The organism is Anaerolinea thermophila UNI-1, assembly GCF_000199675.1.
GTDB classification, from domain to species: domain Bacteria; phylum Chloroflexota; class Anaerolineae; order Anaerolineales; family Anaerolineaceae; genus Anaerolinea; species Anaerolinea thermophila.
This window is the reverse complement of record NC_014960.1, coordinates 644,875-663,837: the sequence shown is the minus strand read 5'-3', so window position 1 is coordinate 663,837 and position 18,963 is coordinate 644,875. Positions and strand designations below refer to the sequence as shown.

Genomic DNA, 18,963 nt, shown 5'->3' with positions numbered 1-18,963 from the left:
ATGAAGGCGCGGTTGTTTTTGTTTGTCCCTGGCAATCTCGACCAGGGCGATTCTCGGCTATAATTGGGGCTTGATGGATCTCTCAATCGTTGTCCCTGTCTATAACGAAGAAGAAAATCTTCCCCTGTTGTATCAAGCCGTGGTTGCGGCGGTTGTCCCCCTGAATCTTGAATGGGAGTTGATTCTGGTGGACGACGGCAGTCGCGATAGCAGTCCGCAGGTTTTGCAAACCCTGGCAGAGCAGGACCCTCAGCATGTGCGTGTGGTGCTGTTGCGGCGCAATTTTGGGCAAACCGCCGCCATCGCCGCCGGCATTGACCATTCCTCTGGTGAGATTGTCGTGCTGATGGATGCCGACCTGCAAAACGACCCCGCCGATATCCCCATGATGCTGGAAAAGATTCATGAAGGCTACGATGTGGTGAGCGGCTGGCGCAAGAACCGCCAGGATGACCTGACCCGCACACTGCCTTCCCGGCTGGCAAATGGCTTGATTTCCCGCGTGACCGGCGTGCATCTGCACGACTACGGCTGCACGCTGAAAGCCTATCGCCGAGAAGTCCTCACCGGATTCCGGCTTTACGGGGAAATGCACCGCTTCATTCCTGTCTATGCCCATTCGGTAGGCGCGCGCATCCTGGAAGTGGAAGTGCATCATCACCCCCGCCGGTTTGGCAAGGCCAAGTACGGGCTGGAGCGCACTGCCAAGGTGATCCTTGACCTGTTCACGGTGAAGTTCCTTTCCAGTTACTCCAACAAACCCATCTACCTGTTCGGCGGGGTGGGCATCATTCTGATTGGGATGGCGTTTCTGGTGCTGTTCTACCTGTTCGTGCGGCGGGTGTTCTTCGGCATCTCCGTGCTGGGCAGTCCGCTGTTCCAGATGAGCACCATGGTAGCCATTTTTGGCTTCCAGTCCATCCTGATGGGACTGATTGCCGAACTGCTGGTGCGCACCTACCACGAATCGCAGGGCAAACCCACTTACACCGTACGGACAACCATCAATTTTCCCCCTGAGGTATGAAAGCACCCCGCTCCAAGGCTACCTGGATTCGCTGGGCAGGCACCCTGCTGACTCTGCTGTTGCTGGGGTATCTGGCGGCGCAACAGGACTGGGACACCCTGCGGGCTTCGTTCCGTCAGATTGAAGTCTGGCGCTGGCTGGCGGCATTGGGGTTGACCCTGCTTTCCCGTCTGGCAGTGGCTCTGCGCTGGCACGTCCTGCTGGCATCCGCTCAGCCGCGCCTGCGCCTCTCGCAAAGTATGCGCCTCACCTTTGCCGGGCTGTTTGCCGCCAATTTCCTTCCCACAACCATCGGCGGGGATGTGGTGCGCCTGGCAGGCGCCGTACAACTGCGCATGGACGCTGCCTTAAGTACCGCTTCACTGGTGGCAGACCGCCTGATCGGCATGGCGGGGATGACGCTGGCACTCCCCTGGGGGCTGGCGCGTGCGCTGGATGCAGGCATGCCTGTCCTGCAAAGCGCGTTTCTTTCTCTTCCGGGATTGTTCCAAAAGATCCGCGCTTTCGCGCAAAACTTGCTGGAACACTTCCGCTTTTGGGCGCGCAAACCTGCTCCGTTGCTGATTTCTCTGGGATTTACCCTTGTCCACATGGCTTGCCTGTTCTCATCCATTGCCATTTTGCTGGAAGGACAGGGGCAATCCATCCCCTGGCTGACGATTGCCGGCATCTGGTCGCTGGTGTACTTTATCACCCTTCTGCCGGTCTCGATTAACGGGCTGGGACTGCAGGAAGTCTCCAGCACCCTGCTTTACGCTCATCTGGGGGGCATCTCCATGGAAGCCAGCCTGACCCTGGCAGTGCTTTTGCGAGCCCTGCAGATGCTTGCCAGCCTGCCGGGAGCGCTGTTCGTGCCGGATATTCTGGCAGCACGGGAGGGCAAAACGCAATGACGTTTCGGCGAACCGTTCTGGGTTTAACCTTCCTGGCTACAGGAATAGCCCTGCTGGAACTGGGTATTCCCGCCCTGCAGGACGGGCGCATCCCCGCTTCGAGCAAGTGGATGCTGGTGTTTATCCTCGGCGGACTTTTCTTCTCTGGAACCGGAGTGCTCTGGGGGCTTTCGCTGACCCCGCGATGGCAAACCTTTGAAGCGTTTTTCCAGCGCGGACTGCTTGCCCTGCGGCGCATCCGCTGGGTGGGTATTCCCATCCTTGGCCTGGTTGGAATAGGCTGGCTGGAATTGATTTACCTGCCCTACCCGGCATTGTTCGAACGCAATGATCTCTTTCTCAGTCCTGCCCTGCGCCTGAGTCTGCTGTGGGTGTTGGGCGTCCTGACGGTGCCTTTCTGGCTGGCGCTGTTCCCGCGCCTGCGCGGGGTGGAAGCGCTGGCAGGGGCATTGCTCTTTTTGGGACTGCTCCATCGTGGGGGCGAGTATTTCTTCGCTGTGCGCGATTACCCCTTCTCGCTGGGATGGTCGGAAGCCAGCCGGTTTTATTACGGTTCGCTGTTCCACTCGCAAGCCATATATGGGGAATCCACTCCCCTGCCGTTTCTGCATCCTTCGCGTTACCTGTTGCTCTCCATTCCCCATCTCATCGGTAATCTTCCTCTCTGGGCACATCGCCTCTGGCAGGCACTGCTCTGGTTTGGCATGCCCCTGCTGAATGCCTTCCTGCTGGCACGGCGGTTATCCCTCGCCTCTCGAAGCATCCGCTGGCTTTTCATCGGCTGGTCGGCGCTGTTCCTGATGCAGGGACCGGTGTACTACCACCTGCTGGTAGCCTCAGGGATTGTGCTGGCAGGATTCGATAGCCGCCGCTTCTGGCGTTCGTTTTTCGTCATCGTGCTGGCGTCGCTGTGGGCGGGCATTAGCCGGGTGAACTGGTTCCCCGTGCCTGCCATGCTGGCAATCATGCTGTATCTGCTGGAACAGCCGTATCCAGGAAACTTCTGGCGCTGGGTAAAAAATCCTGTGATTTGGGGAATCTCGGGCGTGGTCAGCGCTTTCCTTGCGCAGGCAATGTACATTGCCCTTTCCCGGCAACCCGATATTTCCTCGTTTGGCTCCAGTTTCTTCTCCAGTTTGCTGTGGTACCGCCTTTTGCCCAGCCCCACGTATCCGCCGGGCATTTTGCCTCTCACGGTCATCCTCAGCCTGCCCATTCTCTTTTTGATTGCGTTGAACGGCAAGCGCCAAATTCTCCATCCCCTGCGCCTGCTGGGATTGAGCGGGATGGTGTTCATCCTGTTTGCCGGCGGTCTGGTGGTCAGCACCAAGATTGGCGGGGGAGCCAACCTGCACAATCTGGATGCCTACTGGATGACGCTGTGGATTTGGGGAAGCGCGCTTTTCAGCGGGCAGGTGACAGGCGAACAGCATCCCGGTGTACCATTCCGCAAGCCCGCCATCCTCATCGCCCTGGCATTCATTCTACCCTTCTACCCTGCCGTGATGGAAGGGCGTCCCATCCCAGTTCTGGATAAAGCCCGCGCCGAGTTTGAACTGAGTCTGCTGAAAAGTTACCTGAAGCCTGCCGTTGAAAACCAGCAACCGGTACTGTTCATCTGGCAGAGGCAACTGCTCACCTTTCATCAAATCGAAGGACTGCGCCTGATCTTTCCTTACGAAACCATCGACCTGATGGAATACGCCATGTCCGATAACCGTGCGTATCTCCAACAGTTCTACGATGACCTGTGCCATCAGCGCTTTGCTGTGATTGTCTCTGCCCAGCAAAACATTGTATTCAAAAGCCCGCAGGACACCTTTCCTGAAGAAAATAACGTCTGGGTGACGCGGGTGACCATTCCCATTCTCAGTTACTACAAACCGCTGGATACGCTGGATCAGAGCGGCACGCAGATTCTGATTCCCAAAGAAAATCCACCGACGTGCTTGAGGATTGCAGTGCCCTGAGGCTTTCGAATGCTTAAGGAATTTAAGGGCTGGAAGCAATGAGAATGCCGTTTAAAGCGGATAAACGCGCATTGCTTGAAAGAGGATTGCTCTTGGGGGGCTCGTGGGCAAGCCTGACCCTTACCCTTTATCTCTTTTTGCTTCAGCCCTTCCATACCATCAGCCGCATCAGGCTGGGACTGAGTGCCGTCCTGGCAGGCATGATCATCTTACTGCTCTTTCTCTGGTCTGAGCGGGATGAAGCCCTTCCGCCGCGCGTGTCCAAAGGCTGGCTGGTGCTTTTTGCCCTGTGGGGAACCCTGCTGGTGTATTTCGCCAAGCCCCAGCCCTCAATGGCTCTCTTTGCTCTTCCCGAAACCCTCGAGGTGACCTTCGTACCGCTGGAAGCGAATACGGCGGCGGTACAAATCCTCTGGCTGAACGACGGCGTTGCCGATATTTCCTTCCGACAAATCGACTGGGCAGGGAACGCTCAAATTCAGCCGGATGGCGTGCGTCTATCCCTCACAAAAGACCAGCCCGGCGGCTTCCGCTGGCAGGGAAAGGGCTGGCAGTCCTTTACCCTCACCCTGAAAAGCAACAGCCCGCTGAAAGCGTATCTTCGCACGCAACGGGCAAATTACGAAGAAATTATTGAACCCACAGAGGATGCTGAATATACCCTTCATCTTCCCATTGGAAACCCCGGCATTAGCGGTGTTTTTCTTGCCCTGATATGGGGAAATGTGTTCCTCAGTTTCTTCCTTTTCCTCTTGATGAGTGTAGCCTTCCCCCATCGAAACATTTCTCTCAGGCTCTCCCTTCGCTGGCAGGACCTTTTACCATGGTTCATCCTTGCCCTGTTTGCCCTGCTGGGATGGGGCGCCGGGATGGTCATCGCCCAATACAACCGCCTGTATGCCGACGACTACTGTTACCTGAACATTCTGCACGAAAACGGCTGGCTCAAAGCCAATATGCACGCCTACCTGCACATCACCGGGCGCTTTGCCGGGCACTTTCTGGACTTTATCGCCTACCATCTGGGCGAAAGCATTGCCCCGCTTGGTATATATGTGCTGTTCGCCGCGGGGGGCGGCGGCTTATACCTGCTGATGCGCACCCTGTATCCGCAATCCAAAGTCTGGCATACGGCAAGCCTAGCCGCGGCACTTCCCCTCTTTGCCCTTATCACCACCGCCAATCCAGTGCAGTCGGTCTTCTGGACCCTGCATGCGCTGAGCGTGTGCGCCGGGCTGGGCTTTCTTCTTCTGACCTTCAGGCAGGTTTTTCGGTGGATGGACACCCCGCCAGCCCTGAAAAATCGCCTGGGGTTGTTCCTGCTGGCAGTCTTCACCGGCGGTTTCCATGAAACCCTGTCCATCTTCGGAATTTTGTTCCTCTCTCTGCTGGCATGGCTGGACTGGCGTTCCCAAAGGCACCAAGGCAAGCAGAAGGAATTCCCTGTAAGTGCTGTTGCTGTACTGGGACTTTTGATGGGATTTCTAATCGTCATCATCGCCCCAGGAAATACCTCACGGATGGCAGAAATTGGTATCACTTTTGACCTGAAAGAAATCTTCAGGCAAACCCCCAATTTAATTCTCTCCAGTTTCCGCTGGATGCTGGGCGGACCTTACCAGAATGGCTTTACCCTGCTCGTCCTGCTGGCGGTCTTTCTGCTTGGCTTGCAATGGGGATTGCGCCATGCGATTCCATCGTATGGCTTCCTGCCGCTCCACCCGCTGGAAAAACTGGCTTTCTTCTTTCTACCCTTCGTTTCCATCCTGCTCATGCTTCTGCCCTCAGCCGTGTTGAGAGGCTTTTTCCCTTTACGTTCACTATTCATTCCGCAAACGGTGTTGATTCTGGGAATGTTTGGACACGGCATTTGGGCAGGTACGTGGTTAAGGGAACAAAACCTGAAGTTGCTTGCTCCAGTTGCCATCGTTGCCACGGCGCTCATTCTCTGGATGGGCTGGCTGATCTTTCCTGCCGTTTCCCGCTTTCATCAGGAGATGAAACTGCACGCCGCTGAATGGGACACCCGCGCGGCTTTCATCACGCAAGCCCACACGGCAGGACAAAATACGGTACTTGTCCCGCCCTACCGCTATATTGCCGAAGTGGACCTGCAACCAGATCCCGAGAACTGGTTGAATCGGTGCATTCAAACTTATTACGGGATTACCGTTCAACTGGAATCTATTGAACAACCCTGACCCTCATCCCTTTTCCCTCAAATATCGAGTAAAATTCTGCACATGCGAAAAGGTTTAGCGGTTTTCTTCCTGGCGATGCTATTCTGGCTGGCAGGCACCCTTTCCACGGTTAAAGCCCAAAGCCAGTCGGAACCCTTTACCGGTGATGCCCTGTGCCTGCCGGATGCCTACCCCACCGGCGCCGATTGTCTGGTTCTGGGACCGGCGGCAAAACTGACCGAATGGTCGGCTTATGGGCTGACATACCCCCCGCGCCCCTTACCGGCGCGCAAGCCCCCCGCCGAATTGACCCAAAGCCCGGTTTCGATTGCCAAAATCAACCTGCCTGCTAACGAACCTGCCCCGTTGTACAGCACACTGGAAGATGCCGTGAACGGCAGTAACCCGGTACGCTCTATAGATGCCGGGAAACTGCGCTACGTCTCCATCATCAACGTCCAGCGCGTCAACGATAAGCCTTACGTGCAGTTAAAAACGGGCGAGTGGATGCGCGCCTCGCCCGCGGCATACTCCAGTTTTCAGGGTCTGCAGTTTTACCGCACCCCCGCCAACTCGTTCGGCTGGATTGTGGATCACACCCGCGCCAGAACTGCCCCTACCTACACCGCCCCGGAAGTAGACCCCATCCTGTACCGCGAAACCGCCGTGCAGATTTACCAGATCGTCAACCGCGACGGCACCGACTGGTATCAGATTGGCTTTGACCGCTGGGTGGAACGCCGCTACATTCGTCAGGTACGCATTAACACCACCCCGCCTCAAGGGGTAACCGGCAACCGCTGGATCGAGGTGAACCTGTACGATCAAACGCTCTCGGTGTACGAGAACAATCAGTTAATCTTTGCCACCATGGTAGCCAGCGGCGGCGAGCCTTTCTACACCCGCCCCGGCTTGTTCCAGATTTACAAGAAGAAACCCCTGGAAACCATGCAGGGGGCATTTGAAGCCGACCGTTCCGACTTTTACTACCTGGAAGATGTGCCCTGGACGATGTACTTTGACCAGGCACGCGCCCTGCATGGAGCATACTGGCGGGCATGGTACGGCTTCCCCGGCACGCATGGGTGTGTCAACCTCTCCATTGGCGATTCTGCCTGGCTGTTCCAGTGGGCAAAAGAGGGCGATTGGGTGTATGTGTGGGATCCTTCAGGACAAACTCCCACCGACCCGGCGCTGTACACCCAGGGCGGGGCATAACAGAGAGACCCTTTCACACCCCCGCAATACGTTCGTCTAAAGGACTTCAGGGATTGCGCTCAAACACCCAGACGATTTCGCTCGCCAGCGTTTTCTTGAACCGCCCTTCTTCAGGAAGATTCAGCCATTCTTCCAGGGTATAAACCAGCAAATCAGCGGGGACGGGTAATGAAGTGGCATCCAACGTCCTTCCGCGCTGGTCAAAAGGCAGGTCTGACCGGGAAAGAATCAGCACCAGATCCACGTCACTCCCTACCCCCCAGTCGCCGCGGGCATACGAACCCCAATAGCCCACTTTCAGCACTTCAGGGTGTGCAGAAGCCAGTTGTGCCGCCCATGCCCGAACCGCCGCATCCACTGTACGGGCGTCAGGCCATTTGAGAACGGACGAATGCAAGGATCTCACCGGCATAGGTTATGGCTTGCTCACTTTGCAGGATACCATAGTGTTCAAATGGCGCGCCTTCTGGATGTCCGTTAGGGTAACGGGTAGGCACATAGAAGTTATCCAATACGCGGCCCTTCTCAACCAAATTCTCAGGTATTTGTACCTGTGCCGGCAAATCGCTGAACAGGCGCGCCACCACATGCCCCCAGGCTTCCTGTCCAAAATGCAAGTGCAGGGATTTCAGGGCTTTCTCTGCCGCCTGATGAGCGGCAAAGCATGCCCACTCATGCCTGCCAGCCCGCTGGGAGTCCCGAGCCTGTTCCAAATCCCGCTCTGCCTGTCTCAGCCAATCTCCGGCGCGATTTGCCATGTTCTCTTTCCTTTGTATTTTAGTATAAGACAAATCGGCGGATTCTTTAGCCTTTTTCTTCGTAAATATCTGCCAGCATGGCGCGTTCCGGGCGCTGAGGATCAAACACCACCCAGACCAGATCGCCTTCCTTCAATGCGCGGGTACGGGGGTTGCGGTGTACCGTTTCTTTGCGGTGATAGCGCTTGCCTTTCAGGGTGTAGTCATATTCCAGCCAGCCCGTTGAACGGAAGAAATCAGTCTTCACCAGTTTTCCCCGCGTGCGTTCCCCCTTTGCAAAAAAGGCGCGGATGCGCCAGTAGCGCCACGCCAGCACGGCACCACCCAGCACGGTCAGCACTGCCGAGAGAATCAGATAAAAAGATTCATCGCGAAATTCCAGCGCAAAGACCTTAAAGATGAGATATACCGCCCACAACGTGCCAATGGTGTAAATGGAAAACGTGGCAATGTAATCATTATCCACAATGCGCCAGAAACCGGGCTGAAGACGATTCTTTTCCATAAAATTATCTTTCTGTTTGCAAGGATTAAGGCTCCAGAACAATCACACGGCTGGAGAGGGCAACCGTACCGGGGATGCGCCCGCCTTCCTGCCGGAAGGTCAGACGTACCGGCGTGCTGGCATTTACCTGATAGGGAATTTCCACCTCAAAGGGGGTGTGGCTGAGTTCACCGCTGGGCGGTTCGACAGTGAGCAGTTTGGTGCTGAGCACCGCGCCGCTCTCCCCCACCAATTCAATCAGAATAGGGCTGGAATTGACCGGGCGCGCCAGCCCGCTGATCCACAGCACCCCGCCGCTGACCACCTGCCCTTCCTGAGGGAAACGCACAATGTAGGGTTCCTGCGTCACCAGCGGGGGGTAAATCTCTGCCCTACCCAGTGAAAGCAAAACCAGATCCACCGACATCAGGCTGATGGTGCGGCCAAAGCGGTCCTGCGTCACCACCTGCAGGCGGGCAGTTTCTGCCATGGCTTGAATCTCAAAGGGAATCTGCGGGTAGATGGTAATGGAGCGCCCGCGATAGTTGCGGTAGTCCAGTACCTGACGGACAATGATGCGCCCGTCCTCGCCAATCAGTTCAATGCGCACCATGCCGTCTTCGCCGGGGGTGACGTTAATTTCCGCCTGAATGGGCGAGACCACCCGCGAGAGCAACCCGGGACGTAAAATGGCGGTTTGCGGGGGCGGCGGTGTGGGCGTATTGGTGATAGTCGGCGTCAGTGTAATGGTCGGTGTGCGGGTGGGAATGCGGGTACGGGTAGGAATGCGCGTTCGCGTGGGCGTGCGGGTGACGGTGGGCGTGCGGGTATCGGTTGGGCTGGGTCCTGGGGTGACGGTGTCGGTGGATGTAGGAGTAAAACTTGTCGTAAATGTGGGAGAAAGCGTGGGGGTCTCGGTATCAGTTGGAGATGGCGTAAGAGTCTCCGTCGGGGTGGGCGTTTGGGTCACGCTTGGGGTGAGCGAGGGGGTAAGGGTAAAGGTGGGAGTGAACAGACTGCCCAGTTCCACCGAAGAAGCACAGGCAGAGAGAAACAACGCCCCCAGCAAAGCCAGCAGAAACAGCGTCTTCTTCATCCCATCTCCACATCGCGCGGGAAGTGCGGAAGGATTTCACGGGCAAAAGCGCGCATGACCCGCTCGCGCTCGCTCTGGTTTTCGGCAAGGAAGTGTAAAAGAAAGGCAGTCGCCCCCGAAGACTGATACAGGCGCAACATTTCCAGAATTTGTTCGGGAGAACCTGCCAACGCTCCACCCTCTGCAGTTTCATGCCCCCATGCCACGCTGAGGCGCACCGCCACGGTAAAGGGGCGGTTTGCCAGCAAAGGGCGCACCTTTGCCAGTTGTCCCGCCAGCACATCGGGGGACAAGCCCACCGGATGCCAGCCATCTGCCAGACGCAGGGCGCGTCTCAGTGCTGCGGGAGAATTTCCCGCCACCCACAAGGGCGGACCACCTGCCTGAATGGGCGCAGGGGCAAAATCCACCTTCTCAAAGCGGTAGTACCTGCCCTGATAGGAAACCACACGGTTACCACGCCAGCAGGTGCGCAACACCTGCAGGGCTTCTTCCATGCGCTTGCCTCGATTGGTAAAGGAATACCCCAGGTTGGCGTACTCCCCCTGCGACCAGCCGATGCCCGCCGCCAGCACGACCCTGCCGCCGGAAAGCACGTCCAGCGTTGCCACTTCGCGGGCTACCTCTAACGGGTTACGCTGGGGCAAGACCAGCGCCGATACCCCCAGTTTAACCCGCGCCGTACTGCCCGCCAGATACGCCAGAGTGGTCAGCGCTTCCAGCAGGGGAGTAAAGCGCTCGGCATCGCCCACAGGTAATGCCAGATGGTCGGTTGTCCACACCGATGGAAAGCCCAGGGCTTCCGCGAGTAATGCCGTGTCCAGCACGGCGAGCCGCCCAGAACCCGCACCATAATTGGGGAGAATGACGCCGAAGTGCATGGGTTAATTTTACCCTTTCTTGACAGAAAAATCCCCCTTGACAAATTTGGATTGGTGTTATAATCCCTCGCTTGACGAAGAAATCTTCATCACATTTTTTTGAGAACAAGAAGAGGAAACCATGGATACCACAATTTTCATCCAGGAAGAATTGGATCCCGACCCGGAAAAGCCTCCAAGTAGCCGTCCGCGACCGGCACGCCCCTGGCGAGTGGCAGTGATCGCGAACGTGAAGGGGGAAACTGCGTTGCCGATCCAAGCCCCTCCCGACGCCGGCGCGGAATTCGACCGCAAAGAAACCATCGAAGCCATTCAATCAGCCATCGAAAGTGACGGACATACCACCCGCTTTCTCTCCGCCGACCATACGCTTTTAGACAGTTTGCGCGAATATCAGCCGGATATTTGCTTCAATATCGCCGAAGGCATCATCGGCGATGCCCGCGAAGCGCAGGTTCCTGCCCTACTGGAGATGCTGGGCATTCCTTACACCGCCTCGCGAGTACTTGCTAATGCCTTGGGGTTGGACAAAACCATGACCAAGCGCATCTGGCGCAATCTGGGCATTCCCACCGCGTCCTTCCAGGAATTTATCACTGGCGACGAACCGCTGGAAGCGGATCTATCCTTCCCGCTGTTCGTTAAACCCGCCCGCGAAGGCACCGGCATGGGCATGGATGAAGGCTCGATTGTTTACAATGAAAACCAACTGCGCCGACGAGTGAAGTGGGTGATTGAAGCCTATCATCAACCGGCGCTGGTAGAAACCTACCTGCCCGGACGGGAATTTACCGTGGGGGTGCTGGGACGCGCCGATGCCCGCCGCTGGTCGCCTAAACCGCATCTGTACCGTGCCGACGGCTTTCACCGCTTCCCCATTCTGGAAGTGGACAACAGCAACACGGTCACCCCAGGGGTGTACGGCTACGCCGCCAAAACACTGCACCCCGGCGAAGAAGGTGTGCCCGGCTTTATCTGCCCGGCGCAGGTAGAGCCAGACCTGGCAGAGAAATTATGGACGCTGGCAATCCGCGCCCATAACGCCATCGGCGCGCTGGATGTTTCCCGCGTGGATGTTCGTCTGGACGCCCACGGCAACCCCCGCCTGCTGGAGATCAACACCCTGCCCGGTCTAACCCCCGGCTTCAGCGACCTTTGTGTGATTGCTCAGGCAGAAGGGCTTTCGTACCGCGATTTAATTCTGGAAATCCTCTATCTGGGCGCATCCCGCTGGGGATTACTGGAAGAGGCTCCCCAGGCAATTCATGTGCCTCTGCAGGCGCATCACCACACCTTCCAGCCGGCGCCGATGATTTTCAAGTAAATCCCTTGCCCACAAGAAAAGATTTCCCCCCGCACAGCCGACTTCGTTGCGGGGGGAATTTCTTTCACTTATAACTGCGAAGTGCAATGTGGACAGCGGGTGGCTTTGATGGGAATGGTGGAGAGACAGTACGGACATTCTTTGGTGGTTGGCTCTGCCGGCGGAGCGGCAGGTTCCGGTTTCAGCACACGTAAACGGTTCACTGCTCGAACCAGCAGAAAGATAGCAAAGGCAACGATGAGAAAATCCACCAGCGATTGGATGAAACTGCCGTACGCCAGCACCGGCACGCCGGCATCCCGGGCGGCGCTTAATGAGGCAGGATGAGTGCCGGACAAATCCAGGAACAGGTCGGAGAAATTAATCTTCCCCAGAAGCAGTCCTATGGGCGGCATGATGATGTCGTTGACCAGTGAACTGACCACTTTGCCAAATGCCCCACCGATGATGATACCCACAGCCAGATCAATCACATTACCGCGCAGAGCAAACTCTTTGAACTCTTTCCACATAAACACACCTCCCTGAAAAAATTAACAAGGAATGAGACAATCTCTCTCCCGCCTTATGAACTTATTGTATACCCAATTTTGTAATAATAAAACAGGCTGTCTGAAGCCTTGTCAAACAGCCTGCCCTGCTAATAGAAATTAAAGTTCCAATTAGAGATGCCACTCACGCAGAATGCGCTCGGTTTCTTCGGCGTGATTGCTCTCGTCCAGCACCATGTTCTCCAACTGCACGGCTAAGCCTTTGTCGCCAAAGGCTTCGGCTTCTTCGGCGCGGCGGGTGTAATCGGCGCGGGCTTTGCGCTCGGCTTCCAGCACGGCTTCCAGCATTTCGCGGTTATTGCGCGCAGGCGGTACCGGGCGGGGGGTAGTGGTCGGTTCCCCGCCCAGGGCTACAATTTTGTTGGCAAGGAACTGCGCGTGCAGTTGCTCATCGGGCACCTCGGCAAGGAAAAACTGCGCCAGTTGCGGGCGGAACGGTCCACTGGCTTTGGCGGCGTAGGTGATGTACTGAATGATGGCTCCAAGTTCGCCAGCCAGGTCTTCATTCAGGTGAGCAATTAAGGTTTCTTTATCCATGGTATCCTCCATTTACAAACTCAATTGAACTGCACCTATTATAACAGAAAATCTTTATTTTTGGATAATGATTTTCCAATAGAAACCTTAAAATTTCTGCTCAATTGGCACCCTGCGCCTGACATTCGGGGCAAATACCGTAAAAATCCAGCCGATGGCTGATCACCCGATAGCCCGACTGCCCCTGCACGGCTTGCAGAATCTCTTCGGTCAAACTGACCTGCCCATCCAGAATGCGATGACAACGCACACAGATCAGATGCGGATGCGGAGTAGGATCATTGCCGTCAAAACGACTGCCTTCGCCCCCAATGCCATCAATTTCAATTTCCAGCACTTCGCCCATCTCTTTGAGCAGATTCAGGGTCTTGTATACGGTAGCCAGGCTGGTGGTGGGAAACTGCTCCAGCAAACGGCGGTACAGTTCAGCCGCGTCTGGATGTCCTTCGCTGGATGCCAGCAAACGAATCAACGCCACCCGTTGAGGGGTTAAGCGGTACTCGCGACTGCGCAATTTTTGCATCAATTCTTGAAAACGCTGTTCAGGGTCTTTCATACGGTTTTATTCTTTCGAGAAAAAGATTTTCTGTAAAGAATTATACCGTATTATATCCAAATACCAGCAGGTGTTTCATTACCTGGATTCTATAAAAAGTTGCATAGACATCTTGTTTTCTGTAAGATATAAACAACCATTCTTCGGAGAAAACGCCATGGAATTTGCCTTGCTTCTCTTGACAGGATTTCTGCTGACTTTCACCGCCCCATGGATGCGCCGCTTTTTGCGGGAATGGAGTTTACCGTTCTTCCTCGCTTATCCTCTGGCGGCACTGGCGCTTTTATGGAACGCCAGCGAGTTGATTCAAAAGCAGTCTGCCGTGGAAGTTTCCATTCCATGGGTATCTTCTCTTGGAGTCAATCTTTCCTTAAGAATAGACGGCTTGGGTTGGTTATTCGGCATGCTCATCAGCGGGATTGGCGCGCTGGTGGTGCTGTATGCGCACGGCTATCTTCATCATCACCCTCAGGAAAACCGCTTTTACGGGTTTCTATTTCTGTTCATGACTGCCATGCTGGGGGTGGTGTGGAGCGAGGACATTTTCCTGCTTTTCATTTTCTGGGAACTCACCAGCATTTCTTCCTTCCTGCTGATTGGACTGGAACATCATGAGGAAAAAGCCCGCAAAGCCGCCCTGCAAGCCCTGCTGGTCACCGCAGGGGGCGGGCTGGCGTTGCTCGCCGGGTTGGTAGGACTGGCGCTCATCACCGGTTCCAACAGGTTATCGGTCATCAACTCTCAAGGAAACTGGATTGTTCAAAGCAGGTTGTCTCTGCCGGTGCTACTGCTCATTCTGGCAGGGGCGTTTACCAAAAGTGCTCAGTTCCCCTTCCATTTCTGGTTGCCCGGAGCCATGGCGGCGCCCACCCCGGTCAGCGCTTACCTGCACTCGGCTACCATGGTGAAGGCGGGGGTGTACCTGCTGGCGCGCCTGACCCCTGCGCTCGGCGGGACACCTGCATGGCACACCCTGCTCACCCTGTTTGGATTGGCAACCCTGCTGGCTGGGGCGATGCTGGCACTGGCACAAACCGACCTGAAGCGCCTGCTGGCATACACCACCGTGGCTTCGCTGGGGACCATGATGTTTTTAATCGGACTGGGGGATTCCCTGGCAATTAAAAGCGCCATGGCGCTCATTCTGGCACATGCCCTGTATAAAGGCGCGCTCTTCTTTGTAGCAGGCGGAATTGACCACAGCACACACACCCGCGACATCAACCGATTGAATGCGCTGGCGGGCAAAATGCCCCTCACTGCGCTTGCGGCGGCGCTGGCGGGGATTTCCATGCTGGGCATTCCGCCGGCACTGGGCTTTATCTCCAAAGAACTGATCTACGAAGCCTCGCTGGAAAGCGCCAGCGGCGGGAATACCCTTATTGTCCTGATTGCCCTTGCAGAGTTGACGGCTGTGGGTCTCTGGGTTGCCTTCCTGCCTTTCTGGACAAAATCCGGCGAGAAAACTGCCGAAGCGCACGGTGAGGACGTCTTCCTGTGGCTTCCGCCGCTGATTCTTGCGCTGATTTCCCTCACCCTTGGATTGCTTCCGAGCGTGGCTTCCAAAGCCCTGGTGCAACCTGCTGTAGAGGCAGCGCTGCTCAAAAGCACGCCGGTCAAACTCTCCCTCTGGCACGGCTGGACACCCATGCTGGCATTGAGCGCCCTTACCTTAGGGATAGGCGCTGTGCTGGGATTCAGCCGAACGCGCTATCAGCACGCCGTGCAAACCATCTTGCAAGCCCTGAGTCCCATCAGCCCTGAACGCGGATACGAGCGCGGGCTGGCAGGATTGAAACGCTTTGCCACTGTGCAAACCAATTTCCTGCAAAACGGCTATTTCCGCAGGTATCTGCTGACCACAATCCTGTTTGGTATGGTACTGGTAGGAGCCATTCTGATTCAGAGCCTGCCGCTCCCCTGGGCGTCCTTCACCCCGCCGCGCTTTTACGAAATCATCCTGGTCGGGCTCATCCTGACGGGCGTCTTTGCCGTAACCCGCACGTCTTCGCGGATGGCGGCGGCGGCGTTGCTGGGCATGATTGGCTTCACCATCGCCCTGATTTATCTGCTCTATTCTGCCCCTGACCTTGCCATGGTGCAATTCACCATTGAAACCCTTTCGGTGATTCTGTTTGTTCTGGTCATTTACCGCCTGCCGCAATTCACCCGCACCCGTGGGGGACGTACGGCGGTGTTGGATGTGTTGGTTTCGGTTGCCGCCGGTGTGCTGGTCACCGTGCTGGTGTTGAGCATTTCGGCAGTCCCGCACGACTCGCTGGTTACACCTTTCTATGCGGAGAACAGTTTGAAACTGGCGCAGGGCAAAAACGTGGTCAATGTGATTCTGGTGGATTTCCGCGGCTTTGACACACTGGGCGAAATCACCGTGCTGGCACTGGCGGGGATTGGCGTATTTGCCCTGCTGAAACTGAGCGGAAAAAGCGAAGCCATCCGCACCCCGGAAAAGGAGGAAGCCGAATGAAAGCCCGTTCCATGCTTCTACAGGTTGCCGTGTCTTATCTGATGCCTTTGTTGCTCATCTTTTCCATTTTCCTGCTCATCCGTGGACACAATGAAGTCGGCGGCGGGTTTGTCGGCGGGCTGGTCGCCGCGGCATCCTTCATTCTGTATGCCATTGCCGAATCGCCCAATGCCGCACGGGCGCTCTTGCCCCTGTCTCCCGATAAACTCATCGCCCTGGGGCTGTCCATCGCCGTACTCAGCGGACTTCCTGCCGTGTTCATGGGCATGCCCTTCATGACGGGGCTCTGGATCAAACAACCTCTACCCGTGATTGGCAAACTGGGAACTCCCTTTATCTTCGATATCGGGGTGTATCTGGTGGTCATTGGGGTCTGCCTGCACATCCTGCTGAACCTTGCGGAGGAGGAACGATGAACGTCTTACTTGCCATCACCGCTGGTGTGCTGTTCGGAGGCGGATTGTTCATGATGCTGAGGCGCAGTCTGGTACGGGTGCTGATTGGATTGTTGATGATCAGCAACGCGGTCAACCTGATCATCTTCACCGCTGGCAGGCTGGTACCAGCGCACCCGCCGCTGATTTCCCCGGGCAATAATGCCCTCACTCCGCCCTATGCCGACCCTGTGCCACAAGCCCTCATCCTCACCGCCATCGTCATCAGTTTTGGGGTTGCGGCATTTGCTATTGTTCTGATGCAACAGACCTACCGCGCGCTGGGCAATGCCGATATGAACGACATGCGCAGTACCGATACCCCTGTGGAAGATGAGGAGGAAGCCACACCATGAACGGATTGAGCATTGCACCCATCGTCCTGGCACTGGTTTGGGGTATTCTGGGGCTAATTTTCTGGCAACGCACCCGCGTGTTGCGATGGCTGGGGGTGGCTGGCAGTACTTCTTTTGTGGCACTCTCCATTGTCCTGCTTCTTCTGGTACAAAAAGAACAATTCCTTGTGATTCAGGTGGGAGCCTGGCGAGCACCTTTCGGCATCACCATCACCATAGACCTGCTGAGTGCCCTGATGGTCACCATGACCAGCGTGCTGGCGTGGTTCATCGCCCTTTTCAGCCTCACCGAAGTAGATGAAGCCCAGGCGCGCTACGGGTTTTACCCTCTGTTTTTCCTGTTGCTCATGGGAGTCTTCGGCGCATTTACTACCGGTGATTTGTTCAACCTGTACGTGTGGTTTGAAGTGATGCTGATGGCTTCCTTTGTGCTGATGGCGCTGGGTGGTCACCGCGCGCAATTGGAGGGCGCCACCAAGTACGTCCTGCTGAACCTGATTGGCTCCACCTTTTTCCTGATTGCCGCCGGTTTGACTTACAGCATGACCGGCACGCTGAACATGGCAGACCTTGCCGTGCAGATTCGCGAAGTGGAGCATTCCACCCTGCCGCTGGTGCTTTCGGCAATTTTCCTGGTGGCTTTTGGGATTAAAGCCGCCATCTTCCCGCTGTTTTTCTGGCTGCCGGCATCCTACCACACCCCGCCAATCGCCGTCACGGCGCTGTTTTCGGGATTGTTGACCAAGGTGGGTGTGTACGCCATGCTTCGCGTCTTCACGCTGATTTTCCCCATGAACGGCACCATCCTTCAGTCTATCCTGCTCATCCTGGCGGGATTCACTATGGTCACCGGCGTGCTGGGCGCCGCCGCCCAGTGGGATTTGCGCCGCTTGCTATCGTTTCACATCATCAGCCAGATTGGTTATCTCATCATGGGGCTGGGGTTGTTCACTCCGCTGGCACTGGCAGGGACGATTTTCTTCACCCTGCACGTGGTAATTGCCAAAGCCGCACTCTTTCTGGTTTCGGGGATGATACAGCGTCTGACAGGGACGTTTAACCTGAAACCGCTGGGCAACCTTGCCCAAACTCAGCCAGCCATGGCTCTGCTGTTCGCCTTCCCCGCCCTTTCGCTGGCAGGGTTACCGCCTTTCTCGGGCTTTTTTGCCAAACTGGCACTGGTGCGCGCCGGGCTGGAAGTACAACAAGGGGCAATTGTTGCCGTCTCGCTGGCGGTGAGCCTGTTGACTCTGTTTTCGATGAGCAAAATCTGGCAGGAAGCCTTCTGGAAACCTGCCAAACGGGAGGAAAAAGGCGCCTTGCCCGCCAATCTCTGGGGAGCGGTGAGTGGAATCGTCCTCGTGAGCGTGCTGTTAGGTTTGCTTGCCAATCCCATCATGACGTTAAGCCTGCAAGCCGCCCATCAACTTCTTCAGCCCTCGCTGTATGTCCAAGCGGTGTTGGGAGGTCTTCCATGAGGCTCTTTTTGCTGAATGTTTTGCTTGCCATTGCTTGGGGCGCACTGACGGGGAATTTTGAGCCGGAAAACCTCATCGGAGGGTTTGCCCTGGCTTACCTCATCCTGTGGCTTGCCTTCTCCCGGCGTCCCCAGACGCGCTATTTTCGACGCTTTCCCCGAGCAGTGGAATTTATCCTTTTCATGGCGTGGGAAATTTTCCTCGCCAATCTCCGCGTTGCGGTCACTGTGCTTTCGCCCCGACCCAGGCTCCGCCCTGCCGTGGTTGGCGTCCCGCTCAGCCTGAAAAGCCCGGCAGAGATTTCTCTGCTGATGAATTTACTCACCCTCACACCGGGAACGCTCTCGCTGGATGTTTCCAGTGACCGAACATTACTCTTCGTCCACACGCTGTGGTTGGAAAGTCCGGAAGAATTTATCCAGAAAATTAAGCAGGATTATGAAAGACGCATCATGGAGTTGTTCGAATGATCATGGATTGGATGTGGACACTCGTGATTGGATTGATTGGGCTGGCATTCATCTTCACCGTGATTCGGCTCATCCGCGGTCCGCGCTTGCCTGACCGGGTGGTGGCGCTGGATCTGATCACCGCGGAGATTATCGGCGTGATTGCGGTTGCCTCGGTGCGTGCCAACCAACCGGCTTTTCTGGATGTTGCCATCATCCTGGCGCTGATTTCGTTTCTGGGCACGGTAGCCTTTGCCTACTACATTGAACAGCGCGTGTAAGGAGA

The 18,963-nt window shown here is 56.2% G+C and carries 20 protein-coding genes; 12 read left to right on the top strand and 8 right to left on the bottom strand.

The window, feature by feature from the left end; genetic code table 11:
* Positions 1–73 precede the first annotated feature (73 nt).
* Genes ANT_RS03070 through ANT_RS16015 form a run of 5 tightly spaced genes read left to right on the top strand, consistent with a single transcriptional unit; the run spans position 74 to position 7,288 of the window.
* Positions 74–1,027, top strand: a complete 954-nt coding sequence (locus ANT_RS03070; RefSeq protein WP_013559046.1) for a glycosyltransferase family 2 protein — start codon at positions 74–76, stop codon at positions 1,025–1,027.
* The gene (locus tag ANT_RS03065; RefSeq protein ID WP_013559045.1) at positions 1,024–1,920 is read left to right on the top strand and encodes a lysylphosphatidylglycerol synthase transmembrane domain-containing protein; all 897 of its coding nucleotides are present in this window, start codon (positions 1,024–1,026) and stop codon (positions 1,918–1,920) included. The genes ANT_RS03070 and ANT_RS03065 overlap by 4 nt, the downstream gene beginning before the upstream one ends.
* The gene (locus ANT_RS03060) at positions 1,917–3,890 is read left to right on the top strand and encodes a hypothetical protein (RefSeq protein WP_013559044.1); all 1,974 of its coding nucleotides are present in this window, start codon (positions 1,917–1,919) and stop codon (positions 3,888–3,890) included. Before ANT_RS03065 ends, ANT_RS03060 begins: the two co-directional genes overlap by 4 nt.
* 44 nt (positions 3,891–3,934) lie before the next feature.
* A complete protein-coding gene (locus ANT_RS03055; RefSeq protein ID WP_041454563.1) occupies positions 3,935–6,091 on the top strand; it encodes a DUF6056 family protein in 2,157 nt (718 codons plus the stop codon).
* Positions 6,092–6,133: 42 nt separating this feature from the next.
* On the top strand, positions 6,134–7,288 hold the full coding sequence (locus ANT_RS16015; protein ID WP_013559042.1) for a L,D-transpeptidase: 1,155 nt from the start codon (positions 6,134–6,136) through the stop codon (positions 7,286–7,288).
* A gap of 46 nt (positions 7,289–7,334) precedes the next feature.
* On the opposite strand, the gene ANT_RS03045 is transcribed toward ANT_RS16015, so the two are convergent.
* Genes ANT_RS03045 through ANT_RS03025 form a run of 5 tightly spaced genes read right to left on the bottom strand, consistent with a single transcriptional unit; the run spans position 7,335 to position 10,507 of the window.
* Complete coding sequence (locus tag ANT_RS03045) at positions 7,335–7,694, bottom strand: nucleotidyltransferase domain-containing protein (protein ID WP_349675158.1); 360 nt, start codon at positions 7,692–7,694, stop codon at positions 7,335–7,337.
* Complete coding sequence (locus ANT_RS03040) at positions 7,657–8,046, bottom strand: HEPN domain-containing protein (protein ID WP_013559040.1); 390 nt, start codon at positions 8,044–8,046, stop codon at positions 7,657–7,659. Before ANT_RS03040 ends, ANT_RS03045 begins: the two co-directional genes overlap by 38 nt.
* 46 nt (positions 8,047–8,092) lie before the next feature.
* Positions 8,093–8,551, bottom strand: coding sequence for a DUF3592 domain-containing protein (locus ANT_RS03035; RefSeq protein ID WP_013559039.1), 459 nt, complete (start codon positions 8,549–8,551; stop codon positions 8,093–8,095).
* Between the two features lie 25 nt (positions 8,552–8,576).
* Entirely contained in the window at positions 8,577–9,626 is a 1,050-nt protein-coding gene (locus tag ANT_RS17275; RefSeq protein ID WP_013559038.1) for a hypothetical protein, read from the bottom strand.
* The gene (locus ANT_RS03025) at positions 9,623–10,507 is read right to left on the bottom strand and encodes a TIGR03619 family F420-dependent LLM class oxidoreductase (protein ID WP_013559037.1); all 885 of its coding nucleotides are present in this window, start codon (positions 10,505–10,507) and stop codon (positions 9,623–9,625) included. The genes ANT_RS17275 and ANT_RS03025 overlap by 4 nt, the downstream gene beginning before the upstream one ends.
* Positions 10,508–10,628: 121 nt before the next feature.
* Here ANT_RS03025 and ANT_RS03020 point away from each other — a divergent pair, with 121 nt between their 5' ends.
* Entirely contained in the window at positions 10,629–11,831 is a 1,203-nt protein-coding gene (locus ANT_RS03020; protein WP_013559036.1) for a D-alanine--D-alanine ligase family protein, read from the top strand.
* A gap of 68 nt (positions 11,832–11,899) precedes the next feature.
* Here ANT_RS03020 and mscL read toward each other — a convergent pair whose 3' ends face one another.
* The 3 genes from mscL to ANT_RS03005 form a co-directional block, all read right to left on the bottom strand.
* The gene (mscL, locus tag ANT_RS03015) at positions 11,900–12,343 is read right to left on the bottom strand and encodes a large conductance mechanosensitive channel protein MscL (RefSeq protein WP_013559035.1); all 444 of its coding nucleotides are present in this window, start codon (positions 12,341–12,343) and stop codon (positions 11,900–11,902) included.
* Between the two features lie 150 nt (positions 12,344–12,493).
* Positions 12,494–12,919: a ferritin-like domain-containing protein gene (locus ANT_RS03010; protein ID WP_041454559.1), complete on the bottom strand. Its 426-nt coding sequence runs from the start codon at positions 12,917–12,919 to the stop codon at positions 12,494–12,496.
* Between the two features lie 100 nt (positions 12,920–13,019).
* Entirely contained in the window at positions 13,020–13,475 is a 456-nt protein-coding gene (locus tag ANT_RS03005) for a Fur family transcriptional regulator (RefSeq protein ID WP_013559033.1), read from the bottom strand.
* 157 nt (positions 13,476–13,632) lie between these two features.
* Here ANT_RS03005 and mbhE point away from each other — a divergent pair, with 157 nt between their 5' ends.
* Genes mbhE through ANT_RS02975 form a run of 6 tightly spaced genes read left to right on the top strand, consistent with a single transcriptional unit; the run spans position 13,633 to position 18,958 of the window.
* Entirely contained in the window at positions 13,633–15,960 is a 2,328-nt protein-coding gene (gene mbhE / locus ANT_RS03000) for a hydrogen gas-evolving membrane-bound hydrogenase subunit E (protein WP_013559032.1), read from the top strand.
* Positions 15,957–16,376, top strand: a complete 420-nt coding sequence (locus tag ANT_RS02995; protein ID WP_013559031.1) for a Na+/H+ antiporter subunit B — start codon at positions 15,957–15,959, stop codon at positions 16,374–16,376. The genes mbhE and ANT_RS02995 overlap by 4 nt, the downstream gene beginning before the upstream one ends.
* Positions 16,373–16,750 (top strand): NADH-quinone oxidoreductase subunit K, encoded by a 378-nt coding sequence (locus ANT_RS02990; protein ID WP_013559030.1) that lies wholly within the window; start codon positions 16,373–16,375, stop codon positions 16,748–16,750. The genes ANT_RS02995 and ANT_RS02990 overlap by 4 nt, the downstream gene beginning before the upstream one ends.
* On the top strand, positions 16,747–18,228 hold the full coding sequence (locus ANT_RS02985) for a Na+/H+ antiporter subunit D (protein WP_013559029.1): 1,482 nt from the start codon (positions 16,747–16,749) through the stop codon (positions 18,226–18,228). The genes ANT_RS02990 and ANT_RS02985 overlap by 4 nt, the downstream gene beginning before the upstream one ends.
* On the top strand, positions 18,225–18,698 hold the full coding sequence (locus tag ANT_RS02980; protein WP_013559028.1) for a Na+/H+ antiporter subunit E: 474 nt from the start codon (positions 18,225–18,227) through the stop codon (positions 18,696–18,698). The genes ANT_RS02985 and ANT_RS02980 overlap by 4 nt, the downstream gene beginning before the upstream one ends.
* Positions 18,695–18,958: an MrpF/PhaF family protein gene (locus tag ANT_RS02975; RefSeq protein ID WP_013559027.1), complete on the top strand. Its 264-nt coding sequence runs from the start codon at positions 18,695–18,697 to the stop codon at positions 18,956–18,958. Before ANT_RS02980 ends, ANT_RS02975 begins: the two co-directional genes overlap by 4 nt.
* The last annotated feature ends 5 nt before the right edge of the window (positions 18,959–18,963 follow it).